The 19,523-nt window shown below is 73.1% G+C and carries 18 protein-coding genes; 8 read left to right on the top strand and 10 right to left on the bottom strand.

What is annotated here, in order from left to right; all coding sequences use genetic code 11:
• Position 1: 1 nt before the first annotated feature.
• The 10 genes from LQ327_RS18365 to LQ327_RS18410 all read right to left on the bottom strand — a co-directional run bounded on the left by LQ327_RS18365 (position 2) and on the right by LQ327_RS18410 (position 9,937).
• Positions 2-436: a CoA transferase gene (locus LQ327_RS18365; protein ID WP_230736355.1), complete on the bottom strand. Its 435-nt coding sequence runs from the start codon at positions 434-436 to the stop codon at positions 2-4.
• Positions 433-2,550 (bottom strand): acetate--CoA ligase family protein, encoded by a 2,118-nt coding sequence (locus LQ327_RS18370; RefSeq protein ID WP_230736357.1) that lies wholly within the window; start codon positions 2,548-2,550, stop codon positions 433-435. Before LQ327_RS18370 ends, LQ327_RS18365 begins: the two co-directional genes overlap by 4 nt.
• Positions 2,547-2,993, bottom strand: a complete 447-nt coding sequence (locus LQ327_RS18375; protein WP_230737471.1) for a MaoC family dehydratase — start codon at positions 2,991-2,993, stop codon at positions 2,547-2,549. The genes LQ327_RS18370 and LQ327_RS18375 overlap by 4 nt, the downstream gene beginning before the upstream one ends.
• A gap of 25 nt (positions 2,994-3,018) precedes the next feature.
• Positions 3,019-3,900: an HpcH/HpaI aldolase/citrate lyase family protein gene (locus LQ327_RS18380; protein WP_230736359.1), complete on the bottom strand. Its 882-nt coding sequence runs from the start codon at positions 3,898-3,900 to the stop codon at positions 3,019-3,021.
• A gap of 145 nt (positions 3,901-4,045) precedes the next feature.
• Positions 4,046-4,807 carry an SDR family NAD(P)-dependent oxidoreductase gene (locus tag LQ327_RS18385; RefSeq protein ID WP_230736361.1) on the bottom strand — a complete coding sequence of 254 codons (762 nt, stop codon included), beginning with the start codon at positions 4,805-4,807 and terminating at the stop codon, positions 4,046-4,048.
• On the bottom strand, positions 4,804-6,039 hold the full coding sequence (locus LQ327_RS18390) for a cytochrome P450 (protein WP_230736364.1): 1,236 nt from the start codon (positions 6,037-6,039) through the stop codon (positions 4,804-4,806). The genes LQ327_RS18385 and LQ327_RS18390 overlap by 4 nt, the downstream gene beginning before the upstream one ends.
• Complete coding sequence (locus LQ327_RS34850) at positions 6,036-7,169, bottom strand: thiolase family protein (RefSeq protein ID WP_230736366.1); 1,134 nt, start codon at positions 7,167-7,169, stop codon at positions 6,036-6,038. The genes LQ327_RS18390 and LQ327_RS34850 overlap by 4 nt, the downstream gene beginning before the upstream one ends.
• Positions 7,166-7,588, bottom strand: coding sequence for a Zn-ribbon domain-containing OB-fold protein (locus LQ327_RS18400; RefSeq protein ID WP_230736368.1), 423 nt, complete (start codon positions 7,586-7,588; stop codon positions 7,166-7,168). The genes LQ327_RS34850 and LQ327_RS18400 overlap by 4 nt, the downstream gene beginning before the upstream one ends.
• A 304-nt stretch (positions 7,589-7,892) precedes the next feature.
• Positions 7,893-8,654 (bottom strand): SDR family NAD(P)-dependent oxidoreductase, encoded by a 762-nt coding sequence (locus LQ327_RS18405; protein ID WP_230736370.1) that lies wholly within the window; start codon positions 8,652-8,654, stop codon positions 7,893-7,895.
• Positions 8,651-9,937 carry a flavin-containing monooxygenase gene (locus LQ327_RS18410; RefSeq protein ID WP_230736372.1) on the bottom strand — a complete coding sequence of 429 codons (1,287 nt, stop codon included), beginning with the start codon at positions 9,935-9,937 and terminating at the stop codon, positions 8,651-8,653. Before LQ327_RS18410 ends, LQ327_RS18405 begins: the two co-directional genes overlap by 4 nt.
• Before the next feature lie 170 nt (positions 9,938-10,107).
• Here LQ327_RS18410 and LQ327_RS18415 point away from each other — a divergent pair, with 170 nt between their 5' ends.
• The 8 genes from LQ327_RS18415 to LQ327_RS18450 all read left to right on the top strand — a co-directional run bounded on the left by LQ327_RS18415 (position 10,108) and on the right by LQ327_RS18450 (position 19,514).
• Positions 10,108-11,256 carry an acetyl-CoA C-acyltransferase gene (locus LQ327_RS18415; RefSeq protein WP_230736375.1) on the top strand — a complete coding sequence of 383 codons (1,149 nt, stop codon included), beginning with the start codon at positions 10,108-10,110 and terminating at the stop codon, positions 11,254-11,256.
• Between the two features lies 1 nt (position 11,257).
• On the top strand, positions 11,258-12,820 hold the full coding sequence (locus LQ327_RS18420; protein WP_230736377.1) for an AMP-binding protein: 1,563 nt from the start codon (positions 11,258-11,260) through the stop codon (positions 12,818-12,820).
• The gene (locus LQ327_RS18425) at positions 12,817-13,653 is read left to right on the top strand and encodes an enoyl-CoA hydratase/isomerase family protein (protein WP_230736378.1); all 837 of its coding nucleotides are present in this window, start codon (positions 12,817-12,819) and stop codon (positions 13,651-13,653) included. The genes LQ327_RS18420 and LQ327_RS18425 overlap by 4 nt, the downstream gene beginning before the upstream one ends.
• Complete coding sequence (locus LQ327_RS18430; protein ID WP_230736380.1) at positions 13,650-15,098, top strand: aldehyde dehydrogenase; 1,449 nt, start codon at positions 13,650-13,652, stop codon at positions 15,096-15,098. The genes LQ327_RS18425 and LQ327_RS18430 overlap by 4 nt, the downstream gene beginning before the upstream one ends.
• 30 nt (positions 15,099-15,128) lie before the next feature.
• Positions 15,129-15,722, top strand: a complete 594-nt coding sequence (locus LQ327_RS18435; RefSeq protein ID WP_230736383.1) for a TetR/AcrR family transcriptional regulator — start codon at positions 15,129-15,131, stop codon at positions 15,720-15,722.
• A 93-nt stretch (positions 15,723-15,815) separates the two neighbouring features.
• Positions 15,816-16,943 (top strand): NDMA-dependent alcohol dehydrogenase, encoded by a 1,128-nt coding sequence (locus LQ327_RS18440; RefSeq protein WP_230736385.1) that lies wholly within the window; start codon positions 15,816-15,818, stop codon positions 16,941-16,943.
• A 13-nt stretch (positions 16,944-16,956) separates the two neighbouring features.
• A complete protein-coding gene (locus tag LQ327_RS18445) occupies positions 16,957-18,561 on the top strand; it encodes a flavin-containing monooxygenase (protein ID WP_230736387.1) in 1,605 nt (534 codons plus the stop codon).
• The gene (locus LQ327_RS18450) at positions 18,558-19,514 is read left to right on the top strand and encodes an alpha/beta hydrolase (protein ID WP_230736389.1); all 957 of its coding nucleotides are present in this window, start codon (positions 18,558-18,560) and stop codon (positions 19,512-19,514) included. Before LQ327_RS18445 ends, LQ327_RS18450 begins: the two co-directional genes overlap by 4 nt.
• Positions 19,515-19,523: the final 9 nt, after the last annotated feature.

A 19,523-nucleotide genomic window follows, 5' to 3' on the forward strand; every position in this document is an offset into this window, starting at 1 on the left:
GCTACCGAGCCTTCGGCCCGTCCTGGCCGTAGCCGGTGATCGAGCAGTAGACCAGTCCCGGGTGGGCATCCCGCAACGCGCCGGCGCCGAGCCCCAGCCGGTCCATCACCCCGTGCCGGAACCCCTCGACGACGACGTCGGCGGTGGCCGCCAGCTGGCGGGCCCGCGCGGCGCCGGCGACCGACTTCAGGTCGAGCGCCACCGAGCGCTTCCCGGCGTTGAGCAGCGTGAACCGGATCGAGGACCCGTCGGCGGCGAACGGCGGCATGTGCCGCATCTCGTCGCGGTGCGGGGCGCGCTCGACCTTGAGCACATCGGCGCCCTGCTCGGCGAGCATCACCGTCGCGAGCGGGCCGGGCAGCAGCGTCGTGAAGTCGAGGACCCGCACGCCGTCGAGGGCTCCGCCGGTCGACGGGGCCGGGTCGAGCCAGGTCATCGGCCCTCCCCCTCGGCCCCGGTCGAGTCGACCCAGGTCAGCAGCACGTCGACGGCAGCGCTGCGCCCCGGGACGCTGGACACGAGGAACGGGTTGACGTCGGCCTCGAGCAGCCGGCCCCGGTGGTCGAGGGCCGCGTCGGAGAGCGCGACGACGGCGTCGACCAGGTCGTCGACACACGCTGTCGGTCGGCCACGGGCCCCGTCGAGCAGCGGGAAGCCCTTCAGACTCCGGATCATCCGCGCGGCCTGATCGCGGTCGATCGGCGGCAGGCCGAACGCGACGTCGCCGAGGGTCTCCACGAACACCCCGCCCAGCCCGACCATGACCACCGGGCCGAACGTCGGGTCGTCGGAGAGCCCGAGGACGGTCTCCACGCCGTCGAGCATCGGCTGGACGACGACGTCGCCGACGCCGTTCCGGTCCCGGATGGCGGCGAGATCGCGGTAGGCCTCGGTCAGCGCCACCGGATCGGCGAGACCGGCGCGGACGAGGCCGTGCTCGGTCTTGTGGGCGTCGCCGGTGCCCTCGAGCTTGGCCACCACCGGCCACCCGAGCGCGCCCGCCGCCGCCCGCGCCTCGTCGTCGTCGGACACCGTCCGGGACTCGACGAACGGGATGCCGGGGAGCCGCCCCGCCGCAGCGGGGCCGGTCTCGACGACGACGGCCCGCGTCGGGTTGTCCGGCGGTCGGGCCGGCTCGTGGTGGGTGGCGGCACCGACCCGGGCGGGCGCGGCGGCCGCGATGGCGTCGACCGCGTCGATCGCCAGCGGCTCGACCGGGATGCCCGCCGTGCGCAGCTCCTTCTCCGCCTCGGCGTTCGCGAGCCCGGTGATGATCAACGGCTTCCCGTGGGCCGCCCCGACCCGGACGATCGCAGGGACGAAGACGTCGCTGATGTGCTTCGCCTGCAGCATGTACGCGAAGCCGAGTACGGCGCTGTGGACCTCGGCCCGGCCCAGCACGTGGTCGAGCACCGCTTCGAGCAGGTCCGGGCGGCTGCCGATCTGCCCGGTGAGGTCGAGCGGGTTGTCGAACCGCGCGGCGGGCAGCGCCTCGGCCGCCGTGGGGTCGGGCGGCGGCGGGAGCGGCGGGACGTCGAGGTCGCGCTCGACGCAGAGGTCGGTCAGCAGCGTGGCGACCCCGCCCGAGAGGCTGAACACCGCGACCCCACGCCCCTGCGGGACACACCCGGCGTCGTAGCACCGCAGGGCCGCGAGGAACTCGTGCTCGTCGCGGGCGCGGAGCACGCCGTGCTGGCGGAACACCGCGTCGTAGACCTCGTCGCTGCCGGCCAGCGCGCCGGTGTGCGAGGCGGCGGCCCGCGCTCCGGCCTCCGAGGTCCCGATCTTGAGGGCGACGACGGGCGTGCCCTGCTCCTGCGCGGTGGCGAGCGCGCGGCGCACCCGGTTGCCGTCGGCGAACCCCTCCGTGATCAGTCCGATGACCGAGACCCCGGGGTCGTGGGCCATCATCGCGAGGCAGTCGGCGACGTCGACGTCGGCCTCGTTCCCGGGGTCGACCACCCATCGGTAGCCGATCCCGCGGGCCTTCGTGACGGCCGCGCCCAGGTAGCCGGCGAGCCCGCCGCTCTGGCTGACCACCGCGACCGAGCCCGGCCCGGGCAGCGCGCCGAGCGCGACGTCGGTGGCGAACGTGGCGAACAGGCCGCGCGCCGGGTGGCGGACGCCCGCGGAGTTCGGGCCCATCAGCGTCACTCCGGTCTCCCGGGCCGCGTCGGCGAGCTCGGCCTCGAGTGCCGCGCCGGCCGGGCCGGACTCCCGGAACCCCGCGGCCATGCAGATCGCGGTCCGGCCGCCGCGGGCCGCTAGCTCGCGGACGGCCTCCGTCGTGTGGGCGGCGTCGACGGCGATGACGGCGAGGTCGGGGACCTCGGGGAGCGCGGCGATCGAGGGGTGGCAGGGCAGGCCGTGCAGTTCCGTGACGCGCGGGTTGACCGGGAGCAGCGTCCCGTCGTACCCGCCGTCGACGAGGAAGCGCAGCACCCGGGCGCCGACGCGTTCGGGCCGCGAGCTCGCGCCGACCACGGCGATCGAACGGGGGTGGAACAGCGGCTCCAGGCGCGGGTCGACCGGGAGCGGCTCGACGGTCATGCCTGCGGGTCCCGCTTCATCAGGAAGACGCGGGTGCACTCGCACACGACCTCGTCGTGCTGGTTGAGCCCCTCGTGACGGGCGGTGACGATGCCGGCCGCCGGGTTCGACCGGGACTCCCGCTTCTCGACGACGGTGGTGCGCGAGCGCAGCGTGTCGCCGTGGAAGACCGGCTTCGGGAACGTGATGTCGGTGAAGCCGAGGTTCCCCAGCGTCGTCCCGAGGGTCATGTCGTAGACCGGCATCCCGCAGACCAGCCCGAGGGTGAAGACGCTGTTGACGATGCGGGTCCCGAAGTTCGTGTCCTTCGAGGACTCCTCGTCCATGTGCAGCGGCTGCGGGTTCATGGTCAGCGCCGAGAACCAGGTGTTGTCGGACTCGGTGATCGTCCGCCGCAGCGGGTGATCCAGGGTCTCCCCGACGACGAACTGCTCGTAGTACATCCCGGCCACGTCAGCGCTCCTCTCGTCAGTCCCGGCTCGCGGAGGCGACGATCGCCCGCGCGGTCTTCGCGTGCGCCGCGTCGATGTGCTGGCCGCGGTAGTCGACCGAGGCGGCACCACCGGCGGCCGCCTCCTCGAAGGCGGCGACCATCCCGCGGTAGAACTCGATCTCCGCCGCGTCCGGCCCGTAGATCTCGTGGACCGGCGCGACGTGGTTCGGGTGGATGAGCATCTGGCCGTCGTAGCCGAGGTCGCGCTGGGCCTGCGCGAAGCTGCGCAGCCCGTCGAGGTCGGCGATGTCCTGCCACATCCCGCAGACCGCGAATGCGTGCCCGGCGGCCCGCGACGCGAGCAGGATCCGGCTGCGCAGGTAGAGCGTCTCGTGGCCCTCGAGGGAGAAGCGGTAGCCGAGCGAGCGAGCGGTGTCGGCGTCGCGGGCGGTGGCGCCGACCAGCGCGGTCATGCGCGGGGAGGCGCTCGCGATCTCCTCGCAGTGCGCCATGCCCGGCGCGGTCTCCAGCGAGGCGAGGAACGCGGTGGAGCCGATCTCGACGCCGTTGCGGTGCTCGGCGTGGGTGACCAGGGCGTCGTAGCGGATGACGTCGTCGCGCCCGTCGAGCTTGGGGAGCACCAGGCCGGTGAGGCCGGGCCGGACCAGGGCCTCGACGTCGAACCCGACGTGCTCGGAGTGCAGGTCGTTCGGCCGGCCCCAGAACGCCGTGCCGCTGGTGCCGGCGTGGGTGCGGAGGGACTCGACGACGGCGTCGCGGGCCTCGGCCTTCGCGGACTCGGCGACGGCGTCCTCGAGGTCGAGGATCACCGCATCGGGGCCGGCCCGCAGCGCCTTCTCGACCCACGACGGGCGCTGGCCGGGCACGAACAGCATCGAGCGGTACGGCCGGATCACACGCGCCTCCACCTCAAGGTACCTGATATATCAGACACTGGACTCTGCTCCCGTCCGGCTGCCGTTGTCAACTGGGTGCGCTCCGCGCTCGTGAGCAGTAATTGCTGCTCTGGCCTCAATTACTGCTCACGAGCGCGGAGCGCACCTACACCGCCGTCCACCCGCCGTCGACGGAGAGCGTCGTGCCGGTGACGTAGCTGGACGCATCGGCCGCCAGGTAGACGAGTGCGCCGTGGAGCTCGGCGAGCTCGCCCGCGCGGCCCATCGGGGTCTGGCGCCGCATCCACCGCTCGGCGCCTTCGTCGGAGAACATCCCCGTCGTCATCTCGGTGGAGAAGAACGCCGGTGCGATCGCGTTGACCCGGACACCGCGCCGGGCCCACTGCGCGCCGAGCTCACGGGTCAGGTTCACGACGGCGCCCTTGCTCGCCGCGTACGACGCCTGCGGGACCTGCCCGGACCCGACCAGCCCGAACATCGACGCCACCGTGATCACCGAGCCGCGGCCGGCGTCGAGCATCGGGCGGGCGGCCGCGCGGGTGAGCGCGAAGACGGCGTTCAGGTTGACGTCGACGACCCCGCGGAACGTCTCGACGCTCTCGTCCTCCGCCGGCCCGATGTGGTGGGTCCCGGCGTTGTTGACCAGCACGTCGATGCGCCCGTGCTCGGCGAGCGTCCGGTCGACCAGGTCCTGACAGGCCGCGGGATCCCCGACGTCGCACGGCACCGGGAGCGACCCGGGCAGCTCGGCGGCCAGCTCGTCGAGGCGTTCCTTGCGGCGCGCGGCGAGCACGACGCGGGCCCCGCGCTCGGCGTAGCAGCGGGCCGCGCTCGCCCCGATGCCGCTCGACGCGCCGGTGATCACGACGACGCGGTCGGTCAGGTCGAAGAGCGGGTCAGGGCTCACGTCGAGGGCTCCAGGACGACGGGGAACGAGGACATGCCGCGGCTGACCAGCGTGGGGTGCCACACCGGCTCGGTGGTGCCCTCGGCCATCGTCGGGAAGCGGCGGTGCAGGCGCTCGAGCGCGATCGTGCCCTCGAGGCGGGCGATCGGGGCGCCCAGGCAGTAGTGGATGCCGTGGCCGAAGCCCACGTGGCGGCCGTCGGTCCGGGCGAGGTCGAGCCGGTCGGGGTCCGCGAACGCCTCGGGGTCCCGGTTCGCGGCGGCCTGGAGCAGGTAGACCTGCGACTCCGCCGGGATCGTCGTCCCGCGCAGCGCGAAGGTCTCGACGCAGCGCCGCACCTCGAGCTTCGAGGGCCCGTCGTAGCGCAGCAGCTCCTCGATCGCGTTCCCGACCTCGTCCGGGTGCGCCAGGAACCGCGCCCGCTGCTCCGGATGGCGGATGAGTGCGCGGCTGCCGTTGCCGATGAGGTTCGTCGTGGTCTCGTGGCCGCCGAAGAGCAGCAGCACGCACGTGGAGACGATCTCGTCGAGCGTGAGCCGGTCGTCGCGGTCGACCGCCGCGGCGAGGTCGCTGATGAGGTTGTCGGCCGGGTGCTCGCGGTAGTGGCGGGCCAGGTCGGCGAGGTAGTCGCGCAGCTCGACGAGGCCGCGCTGGGCCGCGTCGAGGACGCCGGGTTCGCGGGCCACGCCGAAGACGATGACCATGACCGCGTCCGACCACGCCTTGAACTTCTCGACGTCGGCCCGCGGCACCCCCATCAGCTCGGCGATCACCGCCGCCGGGATGAGATAGCTGAACTCCGTGATGAGGTCGATCTCGGCGGCGGTGTTTTGCGCGGCGAGCTCGTCGAGCAGTTCGTCGACGATCTCGGTGATCCGCGGCGCGAGCTGGCGCACCGCCTTGGGGGTGAACGCCGCGCGCACCAGCTTGCGCAGCCGCGTGTGGTTCGGCGGGTCGTTGAAGACCATCCAGTGCTCGAGCAGGTCGTAGGTCGGGGCTCGCTGCTCGCGCTGTTCGGGGGTCAGCTTGTTCTCGTAGATCGGCCGGACGCGGTCCGACGAGAGCCGCGGGTCCTGCAGCGCCGCGGTGAGGTCGTCGTGGCGCAGCACCAGGTAGGCGCGCTGCGCGTCGCTCCAGACGACCGGCTGCTCCTCGCGCAGCCACGCCAGCAGCGGATACGGGTCGGCGACGGCGTCCGGGGCGAGCAGGTCCAGCGGCAGCGTCCCCGTCATGCGGCGCCCTCCAGGACCGCGACCACGCAGCCGTTGCCGTCGATGCCCGCGGCGCCGCCGCCCATGGTCTCGACGACGCCGAGCCGTGCACCGTCCACCTGCCGGGCGCCCGTGAGCCCCCGCAGCTGCCAGACGATCTCCGCCACCTGCGCGAGCCCGGTCGCCCCGAGCGGGTGCCCGCGGGAGAGCAGCCCGCCGGACGGGTTGACGGGGGAGCGGCCGCTGAGCGTGGTGACGCCCGCCGCGGCCAGTCGCCCGCCCTCGCCGAGCGGGGCCAGCCCCAGCGCCTCGGTGGTGACGACCTCGCCGATCGTGAACGCGTCGTGTACCTCGAACACGTCGACGTCGGAGGCACCCACCCCGGCGGTCTCGAACGCCGCGGCCGCGGTGTCGTGCACGACGTCCCAGCCCCAGACCTTCGTGCTGCGGTGGTCCCACAGCCCGCCGGAGCGCAGCGCGGTGGCGCGGACGGTGACGTCGTCGGGGGCGTTCCTGGCCGGCCCGACGACGGCGGCCGCGGCGGCATCGCTCATCCCGCAGCACTGCAGCACCGTCAGCGGGTCGGCGATCATCCGCGAGGCCAGCACCTCCTCGACGGAGACCCCACGACGGCGGGCGGCCCGCGGGTTGTGCACGCCGTTGCCGAAGTTCTTCACCGCCACCGCGGCGAGCTGCTCGGGCGTCGTGCCGAACTCGGCGGCGTAGCGCGCGGCGGCCATCCCGTAGATCGACGGCATCGCCATCCCGGACCGGCCCTCACGGTCGGTGTCCTCCGGGACGATCGACGAACTGAACGTGTGGGTCATCGTCTCGACGCCGACCGCGAGCACGTTCTCGTAGCGCCCCAGCCGCACCGCCTCGACGGCCTCGTGGAACGCCGTGGTCCCGCTCGCGCAGGCGTTCTCGACGGTCACCACCGGCACCCCGACGATGCCCAGCGTCTGCAGGCAGCGCTGGATCGTCCCGGGGCCGTCGAAGACCGTGCCGGCGAACACCGCGTCGATCCCGGTCGTCGGCGTGCCGGCGTCGTCGAGGGCCTCGGTGACGGCGTCGCGCAGCAGCGCGGGGGCGCCGCGATGGGACTGCTTGCCGAACGCGCTGGTCCCGACGCCCCGGACGACGGTGCTCACCGCGACTCCCCGTCGGCGGCGAAGGCCGGGTCACCCTCGTCGGTCTCCCCGACCAAGGTGACGCGCTCGTGCGGGCGCAGCACCCGCTCGGGGTCCTGGCCGTGCCCGAGGACGCGCGGGCCGTCATCGAGGTCGATGTAGGCGAGCGAGATCGGGGGCTGCCGGTCGCCGACCGGGATGCGCAGCACCGTGCCCGAGAAGACGGTGCCGGTGCGCGCGAAGGTCGTCGGGCGGGTGGGCCCGCCGCAGACCGGGCAGCGCTCGACGTCCTCGAGCGTGGGGTGCGCGCACGCCGTACAGCGGGTCCCGACGACGGCGGGCTCGATCCCGTCGGTGACCCGCGGGCGCGGGTCGTAGCCCTCGGGTGGGGCGTCGCGCCGGGGCTTCTCGTCCGTCGTCGGTGACGTCGTGGCGGTCATCGAGCACCCTCCTCGCGCCGACGCGAGCGGCCCCGGCGGGAAGCGACGCTAGCGTTTAACCAAACGCACGGTCAACTAAAACGGGAGCACCCGGCTCGTCCAGGCCGAAGCGCGCTCCGGCGACCGAGTCACGGTGACTCGGTTGCACCGGAGCGGTTGCCGTCGCTGGGGTGGCGTGTGTGTCGCGCGCACGGGCGCGGTCAGCGGAATCGCCATGGAGGCCGACCGAGTCACGGTGACTCGGTTGCACCGGAACGGTCCCCCTGCCGGGCCGGCACACGCCGCGGCCGACCCGGCCGACGGCTCAGGCCGAGGCCCCGCCGTCGACGGGGAGGTTGACGCCGGTGATGAACGCGGCGTCGTCGGAGGCGAGGAAGAGGGCCGCGCGGGCGACGTCGTCGGGAGAGGCCAACCGCCCGAGCGGGACCGCGGCGGCGAACTGCGCCGCAGCCTCGTCGGGATCGCCGTAGCCGGCCATGAGCTGCGGCCACATCGGGGTCTGCGAGGCGATCGGGCACACCGAGTTCACCCGGATCCCGTACGGCCCGAACTCGCGGGCGAGCGAGCGCACGAGCATCACCGTCGCGCCCTTCGAGGACTGGTAGGCGCTCGTGTCCGCCCGTCCCTTCAGCCCGGACAGCGACGCGGTGACGACGATCGAACCGCCACCTCGGGCCCGCAGCGCCGGCAGTGCCGCCCGCGCGCCGAGCCACGGACCACGGGCGTTGACGGCGGAGAGCCGGTCGAAGTCGGCTGGGTCGATCTCGGTGATCGGACGGAAGGGCGACGCGATCCCGGCGTTGGCCCAGAACACGTCCAGCCCGCCGAACGCCGCGACGGCCGCCGCGACCACTGCCTCGTTGCCCTCGACCGTGCTGATGTCGGTGATCACCGGCGCTGCCCGCCCACCGGCTTCCACCACCTGCTGCACGGTCGCCTCGGCCCCCTCCGCGTCGCGATCCACCACGACGACGGCTGCGCCCTCGGCGGCGAACAGCACCGCACCGGCCCGACCCATTCCGGAGCCGGCGCCGGTGATCACCATGACCCGGTCGACGAGCCTCACGAGCCGACCGCCGTCATGTCCTCGCGGAGCGTCCCGGTGTGCTCGCGGAAGTCGACCTCCAGGCGGTGGCGCTCGGAGCGCACGAACGTCGCGGCGACCCAGCGACGGTGCGCGTCGATCTCGTGGTCCATCTCCGCCCGCCCGGGCAGCGGCAGCCGGCCGGACAGCACGTCGCCGATCCAGCGGCCCTGGACCTCGACGAGCGGGACGGTCGGCCCGACCGGCTGGACCAGTCCGGAGAAGAAGAGCCCGGGGGCGTCGGGGTGCACGATCCGGCGGTAGAGCCGGGCACCGTGGTCGGCCGACGCGACGACGTCGTCGGGCAGGAACGGGAACGACGGCTCGTACCCGGTCGCCCAGACGATCGCGTCGGCGGTGCGGCGGGAGCCGTCGGTGAGCACGACCTCGTCGCCGTCGAGTCGCGCGATCGCCGGGGTCACCTCGATCCACCCGTACGCCACGTAGGGCAGCAGTTCCTGCCCGACGGTGCCGTGGGCCTGGTCGATGCGATGCGCCGGCTTGGGCACCCCGAAGTTCTCCTGGTCGCCGACGGCGAGCCGGACCGCGAGCTTGATGACGTTGCGGGCCACCCGCGTGGGCAGCTTGAGGCGCCGCACGAGGAGGCCGTTCCAGTGGTCGGTGGGCCGCCCGAGCAGGTACTTCGGGAGGATCCAGGCGCTGCGCCGCACGGCCAGGTGGACCTGGGAGGCGACCCGCGCGAGGTCGACGGCGATGTCGCACGCCGAGTTGCCCATCCCGACGACGACCACGCGACGACCGGTGTAGGGCTCCGGGGTGCGGTAGTGGTGCGAGTGCAGCTGCTCGCCGCTGAAGTGCCCGGGGATCTCGGGCTGGCGGGGTGCGGACAGATGGCCGTTGGCGACGATCACGGCGTCGTAGTGGCGGTCGGAGCCGCCGTCGAACGAGACCGTCCACCCGCCGTCGGGGGAGCGACGCGCCGCGGTGACCTCGGTCGTGGGCTGCAGCCGCTCGGCCACCCCGAAGTGCTTCGCGTACGACTCGAGGTACTCGAGCACCTGCGAGTGCCGCAGGTAGGCCGGCCAGCGCGAGGGGATCGGGAAGTCGGGGAACGCGAGGCTGCGCGAGCTCGTGTCGATCTGCAGCGACCGGTAGGCCGACGACGTCCCGCTGTCGTTCTCGTAGCGCCACATGCCGCCGAGGGCCGAGCCCTTCTCGAACCAGTCGAAGTCGACGTCGCGCTCGGCGAGGGCCTTCGCGGCGGTGATCCCCGCGGCGCCGGCGCCGATGATGCAGGCCTTCATGAGCGTCCTCCGCCTGAACCCGAGGGTCCGAACCTGATATATCAGCGAGGCCTCGCACGGTAGGGCGCGACGGCACCGGCTGCCAAGTCCCGGCGGGTTGACGGTGATGAACGAACGCTGGTTTGCTCATCGGCGAGCTGCTTCCCAGTGCAGGAGAGCGGGTGGCCCCCATGGCCGAGGTGTACATCGTCGACGCGCTGCGCACGCCGATGGGACGGCGGAACGGGGGCCTGTCCGGCTTCCATCCGGCCGATCTCGGCGGCGCCGTGATGAAGGAGCTGGTCGACCGGGCGGGGATCGATCCGGAGCTGATCGACGACGTCGTCGTCGGGTGCATCTCGCAGTTCGGCGCCCAGGCCTTCAACCTCGCGCGCACCGCCTGGCTCTCCGCCGGCCTGCCCGAGTCGGTGCCTGCAGTGACCGTCGACCGGCAGTGCGGGTCGAGCCAGCAGGCGCTGCACTTCGCCGCGCAGGGCATCCGGGCCGGGGACTACGACCTCGCGATCGCGGGCGGCATCGAGCTGATGAGCCTGGTGCCGCTGAACTGCTCGGGGGAGTGGGGCGAGGAGCTCGGGGTCGGCTACCCGTTCTCGGGTGCGGGCTGGACGAAGCGGTACGGGTCGGACCGGGTGCACCAGTTCATGTCCGGGGAGCGGATCGCCGCGAAGTGGGGCATCAGCCGCGAGGAGATGGAGCGCTTCGCCCTGGCCAGCAATCATCGCGCCGAGCAGGCGTGGGCCGAGGGCCGGTTCGACCGTGAGGTCCACCGGGTCAACGAGCTCGACACGGACGAGACCATCCGGCGCGGCACGACGCTGGAGAAGATGGCGACGCTGAAGCCGATCTCCGAGGGCGGGGTGATCACGGCGGGCACGGCCAGCCAGATCGCCGACGCCGCGACGGGCGTGCTGCTCGCGTCCGAGGAGGCGGTCGAGCGCTATGGACTCACCCCGCGGGCCCGCATCCGCTCGATGGTCGCGGCCGGCAGCGACCCCTGGCTGATGCTCACCGCGCCGATCCCGGCCACCGAGAAGGTGCTGCGCAAGGCCGGGCTCGGGATGGACGACATCGACCTGTTCGAGGTCAACGAGGCGTTCGCGACCGTCGTGCTCGCGTGGGCCCGCGACACCGGCGCCGACCTCGAGCGGACCAACGTCAACGGCGGGGCGATCGCGCTCGGGCACGCGCTCGGCGCGACCGGCACGCGGTTGATGACGACGCTGCTCCACGAGCTCGAGCGCCGCGAGGCCCGCTTCGGGCTGGAGACCGTCTGCGAGGGCGGCGGGCAGGCCAACGCGACGATCATCGAGCGGGTCTGAGATGCCTCCGGTCGACGCGGTGGGGGAGCGGACCCTCACCGACCTGCTCGCCGAACAGTGCGCGCGCGATCCCGCCCGGACCTGGCTCGTGTTCGAGGACCGCGAGGGCACCGTCTCCGAGTGGAGCTACGGGCAGTTCGCCGACGACGTGGCCCGCGTCGCCGGCGGGCTGCGCGGGCTCGGCGTCGCGCGGGGCGACCGGGTGCTGCTGCACCTGCGCAACTGCCCGGAGTTCCTGCTGACCTGGTTCGCCGCCGCGTCGATCGGTGCGGTGATGGTCCCGTCGAACGTCGCGAACACCGCCGGTGAGGTGGCCTACCTCGTCGAGCGGGCCGGCGTCGCGGTCGCCGTCGTGGACCCGGCGACGGTGGACGTCGTCGCGGGTGCTCCCGGTCTGACCACGCTGTTCGTGTCCGGCCGAGGTCCGGCGCCCGGTGGGACCCGGCCCTTCTCCGACCTGCTCGAGGCGGCGCCCGCCGTCCGGGACCCGCAGGTGACCTCGAGCGACCTGCACCAGATCCTCTTCACCTCGGGCACCACCTCGAAGCCCAAGGGTGTGATGGTCACCCACGCGAACGCGCTGTGGTCCGGCATCCGGATGGGCCTCGGGATGGGGCTGGAGCCGACCGACCGGTGCCTCACCGCGCTGCCGCTCTTCCACGTCAACGCGCAGTCGGTCACCGTGCTCGCCGCGCTGACCGCCGGCGCGTCGGTGGTCTTGCTCGAGGCGTTCGAGGCGGCGCGCTACCTCGACCAGATCCGCTGCCACGGGGCGACCGCGACCAGCTTCGTCGCCGCCCAGTCGAAGGCCCTGCTCGCGCAGCCCGCCCGGGACGACGACCGCGACCACGGCATCCGTCGCACCGGGCACGCCATCAACGTCACCGACGCCGAGAAGGCCGAGTTCGAGGACCGCTTCGGCGTCGCGTTCATCAACATCTACGGGCTGTCCGAGGCCGCGGAGACGGTCGCGATGTCCCCACTGCACGGCCCGCAGCGCTGGCCCGCGGTCGGCCTGCCGGCGCTCGACCGCCAGGTGCGGCTGCTGACCCCGGAGGGCGAGGACGCCGAGGTGGGGGAGATCGGCGAGATCCTCGTGCACGGGGTCCCCGGGCGGACCGTCATGGCGGGCTACTTCGACGACCCGGAGGAGACCGCCCGGACGCTGGTCGACGGCTGGGTGCACACCGGCGACCTCGGTCGGTTCGACGAGCACGGCTACCTCTACTTCGTCGACCGCACCAAGAACATCATCAAGGTGGCCGGGCAGAACGTGTCGACGACCGAGGTCGAGGAGGCCATCGCGATCCACCCCGCCGTCGTCGAAGCGGCCGTCATCGCGGTCCCGCACCCGACCCGCGGCGAGATGGGCAAGGCGTTCGTGGTCCTGGAGCCCGGGGCGGCGCTCGACGCCGACGCGGTGGTCGCCCACTGCGCGGAGCACCTGGCCCGCTACAAGATCCCCGGGGAGGTGGAGTTCCTCGCGGCCCTGCCCCGGACCTCCGTCGGGAAGCTGGCGAAGGGCGAACTGACTGCTCGCGAGAAGACGAGGGAGATCGTGTGACCGACCGCGAGTTCGTGACCACCCGCGTCAGCGACGGGGTCTGCGTCCTCACTCTCAACCGTCCCGACCGGCTCAACGCCATCAACCGGCAGCTCGACCTCGACTGGCTGCACGCGCTGCAGGAGGCCGAGGCCGACCCGGACGTGCGCGTGGTGGTACAGCACGGCGCGGGGCGGATGTTCTCGGCCGGGCACGACCTCGCCGAGGTCGGGCAGGTGATCAAGGACCTGGCCGCGGAGGCCCACGACTGGTCGAAGGTCTACGAGTTCATCTGGCCCGAGGGCTCGCCGCTGGACCTGACCTGCGAGTACTCCAAGCCGATCGTCTCGGCGGTGCACGGCCACGTCATCGGGCAGGCGGTCTTCCAGGTCCTCGCCACCGACCTCGTCGTCGCCGCGCCGGGCACGGTGTTCAACCTCGAGGTGATGCGGACCGGGGGCGCGGCGGGCGCGGCGGCGTTCTCCGGGCTGCTGCCGGTGAAGCTGGTCAACGAGGTCGCGCTGCTGGGGCGGCTGCACGCCGAGGAGCTGTTGGCGTGCGGGTCGATCAACCGGGTGGTCGACGATCCCCTCGACGAGGCGCTGCGCCTGGCGTCGTCGGTCGCCCGCATGCACCCGACCTCGGTGACCGCCTACAAGACGGCGATGGCCGAGACGCTGCGCCGCCGCGACATCGGTGACTTCAAGGCTGCCTTCGATGCGATCCGTGACTCGCACGGCAACGACGACGACAACGAGTTCTGGGCCATGGCCGCCGAGCGCGGGGTCAAGGAGGCCCTCGCCTGGCGCGACGCCCAGTTCGGTCCGGCACCGACACCCGGAGGGACCCGATGACGACGATCTCCGCCCCGACTCTGCGCTCCTTCACCCAACTGTTCGTCGGCGGCCGCTGGGTGGCCCCGTCGACCGACGACGTCATCGACGTGATCTCCCCGCTCACCGAGCAGGTGATCGCGACGGTGCCCGCGGCCGGACCGGCCGACGTCGACGCCGCCGTCGCCGCCGCCCGGGAGGCCTTCGACCACGGGCCGTGGCCCCGGATGACGCCCGCCGAGCGCGGCGAGGCGCTCGCCAGGGTCGGGGACGAGCTGGAGAAGCGGCTCGACGAGCTGGTCGCCTCGTTCACCGCCGAGGTCGGCGGCCCGACGGCGCTCTCGACGGCCTTCCACACCCGGGCCGCGGCGGGGTGGCGCGAGATGTCGGACCTCATCGACCGGACCGTCTTCGAGGAGGAGCGCTCCGGACCGGGCGGAACCGGCGTCATCGTGCGAGAGCCGGTCGGCGTCGTCGGGGCGATCATCCCGTGGAACGGCCCGGTCACCACCGGCTCGAACAAGCTGCGGGCGGCGCTGGCCGCCGGGTGCACCGTCGTGCTGAAGCCGGCGCCGGAAGGCCCCGTCGCGACGTTGATCCTCGCCGAGGCGCTGTCGGCCGCCGGTCTGCCCGAGGGCGTGGTCAGCATCCTGCCGGGCGGCCGGGAGACGGGGGAGCACCTCGTCAGCCACCGCGACGTCGACAAGATCACCTTCACCGGCAGCACCGCGGCCGGGCGGCGGATCATGGCGCTCTGCGCGGAGCGGATCGTGCGGGTGACGCTCGAGCTCGGCGGCAAGTCGGCGGGGATCATCGCCGACGACGTCGACCTGTCCTCGGTGATCCCGACGCTGCTGCCGGCCGGCGTCGGGCACTCCGGCCAGGTGTGCGCGGCGATCACCCGCATCCTGGTCCCGCGCGAGCGCCAGCAGGAACTGCTCGACGCCCTGGTCCCCGCGGTCGAGGGGATGGTGCTCGGCGACCCCGCCGACCCGGCGACCCAGCTCGGCCCGCTGGTGGCCGAGCGGCAGCGGGACCGCGTGGAGTCCTATATCCGGGTGGGCGTCGAGGAGGGGGCGCGGCTGGTCACCGGCGGCGAGCGGCCCGACGGACCCGGCTGGTTCGTCGAGCCCACGGTGTTCGCGGACGTCTCCAACGACATGCGGATCGCGCGCGAGGAGATCTTCGGCCCGGTGGTGTGCGTGATCCCGTTCGACTCCGTCGACGAGGCCGTGGACCTGGCCAACGACTCCGACTACGGGCTCTCCGGCGCGGTCTACGCGAAGGACCCGGCGCTCGCCGAGGCGATCGCGCGGCGGATCCGCACGGGCCAGATCGCGATCAACGGCTGGACGATCTGCGGGTCGCAGCCCTTCGGCGGGTTCAAGCAGTCCGGGATCGGCCGCGAGGGCGGCGCGGAGGGTCTCGAGGCGTACCTCGAGACCAAGTGGATCCACCGCGGCTAGGCTCGAGCATCCTCGGCCCGGGAGGTTGACGTGGCACGACCCAGCCGGTGGGACGACGTGGTGCGCTCGGCCGCCCGCGTGTTCCGCCGACGCGGCTTCGCGCGCGCGTCGCTCGAGGAGATCGCCGACGAGCTCGGGATGTGGAAGGGCAGCCTCTACAACTACATCTCCTCGAAGGAGGACCTGCTCGTCGCGGTGGTGAAGGTGCCGGCCGAGCGGTTGATCGCCGACGTCCGCACCATCCGCGACGGCGAGGGCACCCCCGAGGAGAAGCTGCGCGCGATCGTCCGGTGCCACGTCGACGTGCTCGTGGACATCTACGACTTCGCCGCCGTCTACCTCTACGAGGCCGCAGCCAGTGACCTCGGCGAGCAGTGGCGCGAGACCGACCGGGAGTACACCTCCGCGATCCAGGGGGTCGTCGAGGCCGGGATCGCGGCGGGCGACTTCCGCGGCGACCGGGATCCGCACCTGATGACCATGACGCTGCTGGGCGCGCTCAACTGGCTCACGCGCTGGTGGAATCCCCAGGGCGACCTCGGCCCGGAGGCGGTCACCGACCAGATCGCCGACACCGTCATCCACGGGTTCGCCGTCCCGGCGCCGGTGACCGCGCAGACCTGAGAACCCGTGCCCCGAGGCGGTCGCCACGACGCTTGACCGGAAAACCAAACCGTGGTTCGGTCAAGTTTCACGACGGTGTGAGGAGGACGACACATGCGGACGCGCGGCGCGGTGGTCCGGGAGGCGCCGGGGAAGTACGAGGTCGTCGGCATCGAGGTCGACGACCCGCGTCCCGGCGAGATCCAGGTCGAGGTCCACGCGGCCGGTCTGTGTCACTCCGACGACCACATCGCCACCCGCGACCTGCCCGTCGCCGTCTACCCCTTCGCCGGGGGCCACGAGGGCGCCGGGGTCGTGACGAAGGCCCCGCCGAACCACAAGGGCCTCGTCGAGGGCGACCGCGTGGTGTTCTCGTTCGTCCCCGCGTGCGGGCGCTGCCGCTGGTGCGCGGTCGGCCGGTCCCACCTGTGCAACCTCGGCGGCGGGACCCTCGCGGGCGCGCGTCCGGGCACCACCGACGACTTCCGTCTCCACCTCGCCGACGACGGCCGCCCCGTCGGGCAGATGTCCGGGCTCTCGACGTTCTGCGCCACGACCACGGTCTCGGTGGACTCGGCGATCCGCCTGCCCGAGGACATCCCGTTCGAGGTGGCCTGCCTGCTGAGCTGCGGCGTCGGCACCGGGTGGGGCTCGGCGGTGAACGACGCCGGGGTCGAGCCCGGGCACACCGTGATCGTCATGGGCGTCGGCGGGGTCGGGATCAACGCCGTCCAGGGCGCGCGGCACGCCGGTGCGTCGACCCTGATCGCGGTCGACCCGGTGGCGTTCAAGCGCGAGAAGGCGCTGGAGTTCGGGGCCACGCACGCCGTCGCGACGATGGACGAGGCCGTCGAGATCGCCCGCGAGCCCACCGACGGCCAGGGCGCCGACTCGGCGATCGTCACCGTCGGCGTCACCCGCCCCCACCACGTCGGCGAGGCGTTCGCCGCGATCCGCAAGGCCGGCACCTGCGTCGTCACCGGGGTCGGACTCATGACGCAGGTCGGCGCCGACATCCCGCTCGGCCAGCTCGCCTTCTACGGCAAGCGCCTGCAGGGCAGCCTGTTCGGCTCGACCAACGCGAACGCCGACATCGACCGCCAGATCCGGCTCTACCGCCAGGGCGTGCTCAAGCTCGACGAGCTCGTCACCACGACCTACGCCCTCGACGAGATCGCGCAGGGCTACGAGGACATGCACGCGGGCCGGAACCTGCGCGGCGTCCTCGTCCACGAGCACTGAACCCGGGGGATCCATGACCGAAGAGCGGGACGTGCTCGTCGTCGGGGCCGGTTTCGCCGGGCTCTACCAGCTCCACCGGCTGCGCGGCCTGGACCTGGACACCCGCGTGATCGAGGCGGGCTCCGACGTCGGAGGAACCTGGTACTGGAACCGGTACCCGGGCGCCCGCTGCGACGTCGAGTCGATGTCCTACTGCTACTCGTTCTCGCCGGAGCTCGAGCAGGACTGGACCTGGACCGAGAAGTACCCGGCCCAGCCGGAGATCCTGGCCTACCTCCGCCACGTCGCGGCCCGGTTCGACCTGCGGCGTGACATCACCTTCGACACCTCGGTCACCGACGCGGCGTGGGACGACGACCGACGGCGCTGGCTGGTGCGCACCGACGACGGCGAGGAGATCTCCGCCCACTGGCTGATCTGGGCCACCGGGTGCCTCTCGATCCCCAAGACCCCGGAGATCGAGGGTCTCGAGGACTTCACCGGCCGGATCCTGTCCACCGCCCGGTGGCCGCACGAGGGCGCGGACGTCGCCGGGGAACGGGTCGCCGTCGTCGGCACCGGCTCGTCCGGGATCCAGGCGGTCCCGCAGCTCGCTGCCGACGCCGCCGAGCTGACGGTCCTGCAGCGGACGCCGAGCTTCTCCTTCCCGGCGTTCAACCGCCCGCTCGCCGACGACGAGGTCGCCGAGCGCAAGGCGCACTATCCGCAGTGGCGCGAGGCCCAGCGGGCGTCCGGGTTCGGGGTGCCGGTCCAGCCGCCGACCCGCTCGGCCCTGGAGGTGTCGCCCGAGGAACGGGACGCGACCTACCAGGAGCGCTGGGACCAGGGGGTGCTCACCGCGGTCAGCTCGGCCTACACCGACATCCGCACGAACCCCGCCGCGAACGAGACCGCCGCGGAGTTCGTCCGCGAGCGCATCCGCGACACCGTCGACGACCCCGACACCGCCGAGGTGCTGTCGCCGCGGTCCTACCCGTTGGGCACCCGCCGGCCGTGCCTGGACACCGGGTACTACGAGACGTTCAACCAGCCCCACGTGCGGTTGCTCGACCTCACCGCGACCCCGCTGCTCCGCGCGACGGCGACCGGCCTGGAGACGACCGCTGAACACCTCGAGGTCGACACGATCGTCCTCGCCACCGGCTTCGACGCCGTCACCGGCGCGCTGCTCGCCGTCGACCCGCGCGGGCGCGACGAGTCGCTGTCGGAGCACTGGGCCGCCGGGGCCCGCAGCTACCTCGGTCTCGCGGTGGCGGGCTTCCCGAACATGTTCACCGTGACCGGGCCGACCAGCCCGAACGTGCTGTCGAACATGGTGATCTCCATCGAGCAGCACGTGGACTGGATCACCGACGCGATCGCCCAGGGCGCGGAGGTCATGGAGGCCGATCCGGCCGCCGAGGAGCAGTGGGTGGCCGACACCTCCGCGATGGTCGCCGGGACGCTCTACCCCCGCGCCGACTCCTGGTACATCGGCGCGAACGTCGACGGCAAGCCCCGGGTCTTCCTGGCCTTCGTCGGTGGGATCGCCGAGTACCGGCGTCGGTGCGACGAGGTCGCGGCCGCGGACTACCGCGGTTTCACCCTGACCCGCGCCCCCGCCGAGGTGGGCGCGTGAGCCGACCGCCGTTCGACCCCCAGCTCGCGGCCGCGCTCCCGATGATCAACGAACTCATCCCGCCCGGGTTCGGCCCGGACCACATCCCGACGATGCGGGCGGTCACCGGCGCCCGGATCGCCTCCGACGACGACCTGCGCCGCGGCGGGACGTTCGACGTCACCGAGGTCCCCGCCGACGAGGCCGGGGCCGGCCTGCTGGTCTGCCGGCCGACCGGGGTGACCGGGCCGACGCCGCTGCTGTACTACCTGCACGGCGGCGGGATGATCATGGGGACGCACCGGGCGCCGGCGCTGCTCGAGGTCCTCGACTGGGCGGAGGAGCTCGGCGCGACCGTGGTCTCCGCGGACTACCGACTCGCCCCCGACCACCCGGACCCCGCTCCCGTCGAGGACTGCTACGCGGGCCTGACCTGGCTGACGGGCAAGGCCGGCGACCTCGGGCTCGACCCGGCCCGGGTCGTCGTCGTGGGGACCAGCGCGGGTGGTGGTCTCGGGGCCGGCACGGCGCTGCTCGCCCGCGACCGCGGCGGGCCGGCCCTCGCCGCGCAGATGCTGCTCTGCCCGATGCTCGACGACCGGAACGCGTCGGGCTCGTCGGCGCAGATGGCCGGGGTCGGGGTGTGGGACCGGACGGCGAACGACACCGGCTGGACGGCGCTGCTCGGTGATCGGCGCGGCGGCCCCGACGTGTCGCCGTACGCGGCACCGGCCCGGGCCGAGGACCTGTCCGGGCTCCCGCCGACCTTCCTCGATGTGGGGTCGGCCGAGACGTTCCGGGACGAGACGGTCGCGTTCGCGTCGCGGCTGTGGGCGGCCGGCGGGTCGGCGGAGCTGCACGTGTGGCCGGGTGGGTTCCACGTCTTCGACGCGATGGTCCCGGATGCCTCGCTGTCTCTGGCGGCGCGCTCGGTGCGCCTGCCGTGGCTGCGCCGGGCGATCGAGGGCCTCTGACCGGCCGTC

The sequence above is a fragment of the Actinomycetospora endophytica genome (genome assembly GCF_021026375.1).
Taxonomy (GTDB): Bacteria; Actinomycetota; Actinomycetes; order Mycobacteriales; family Pseudonocardiaceae; genus Actinomycetospora; species Actinomycetospora endophytica.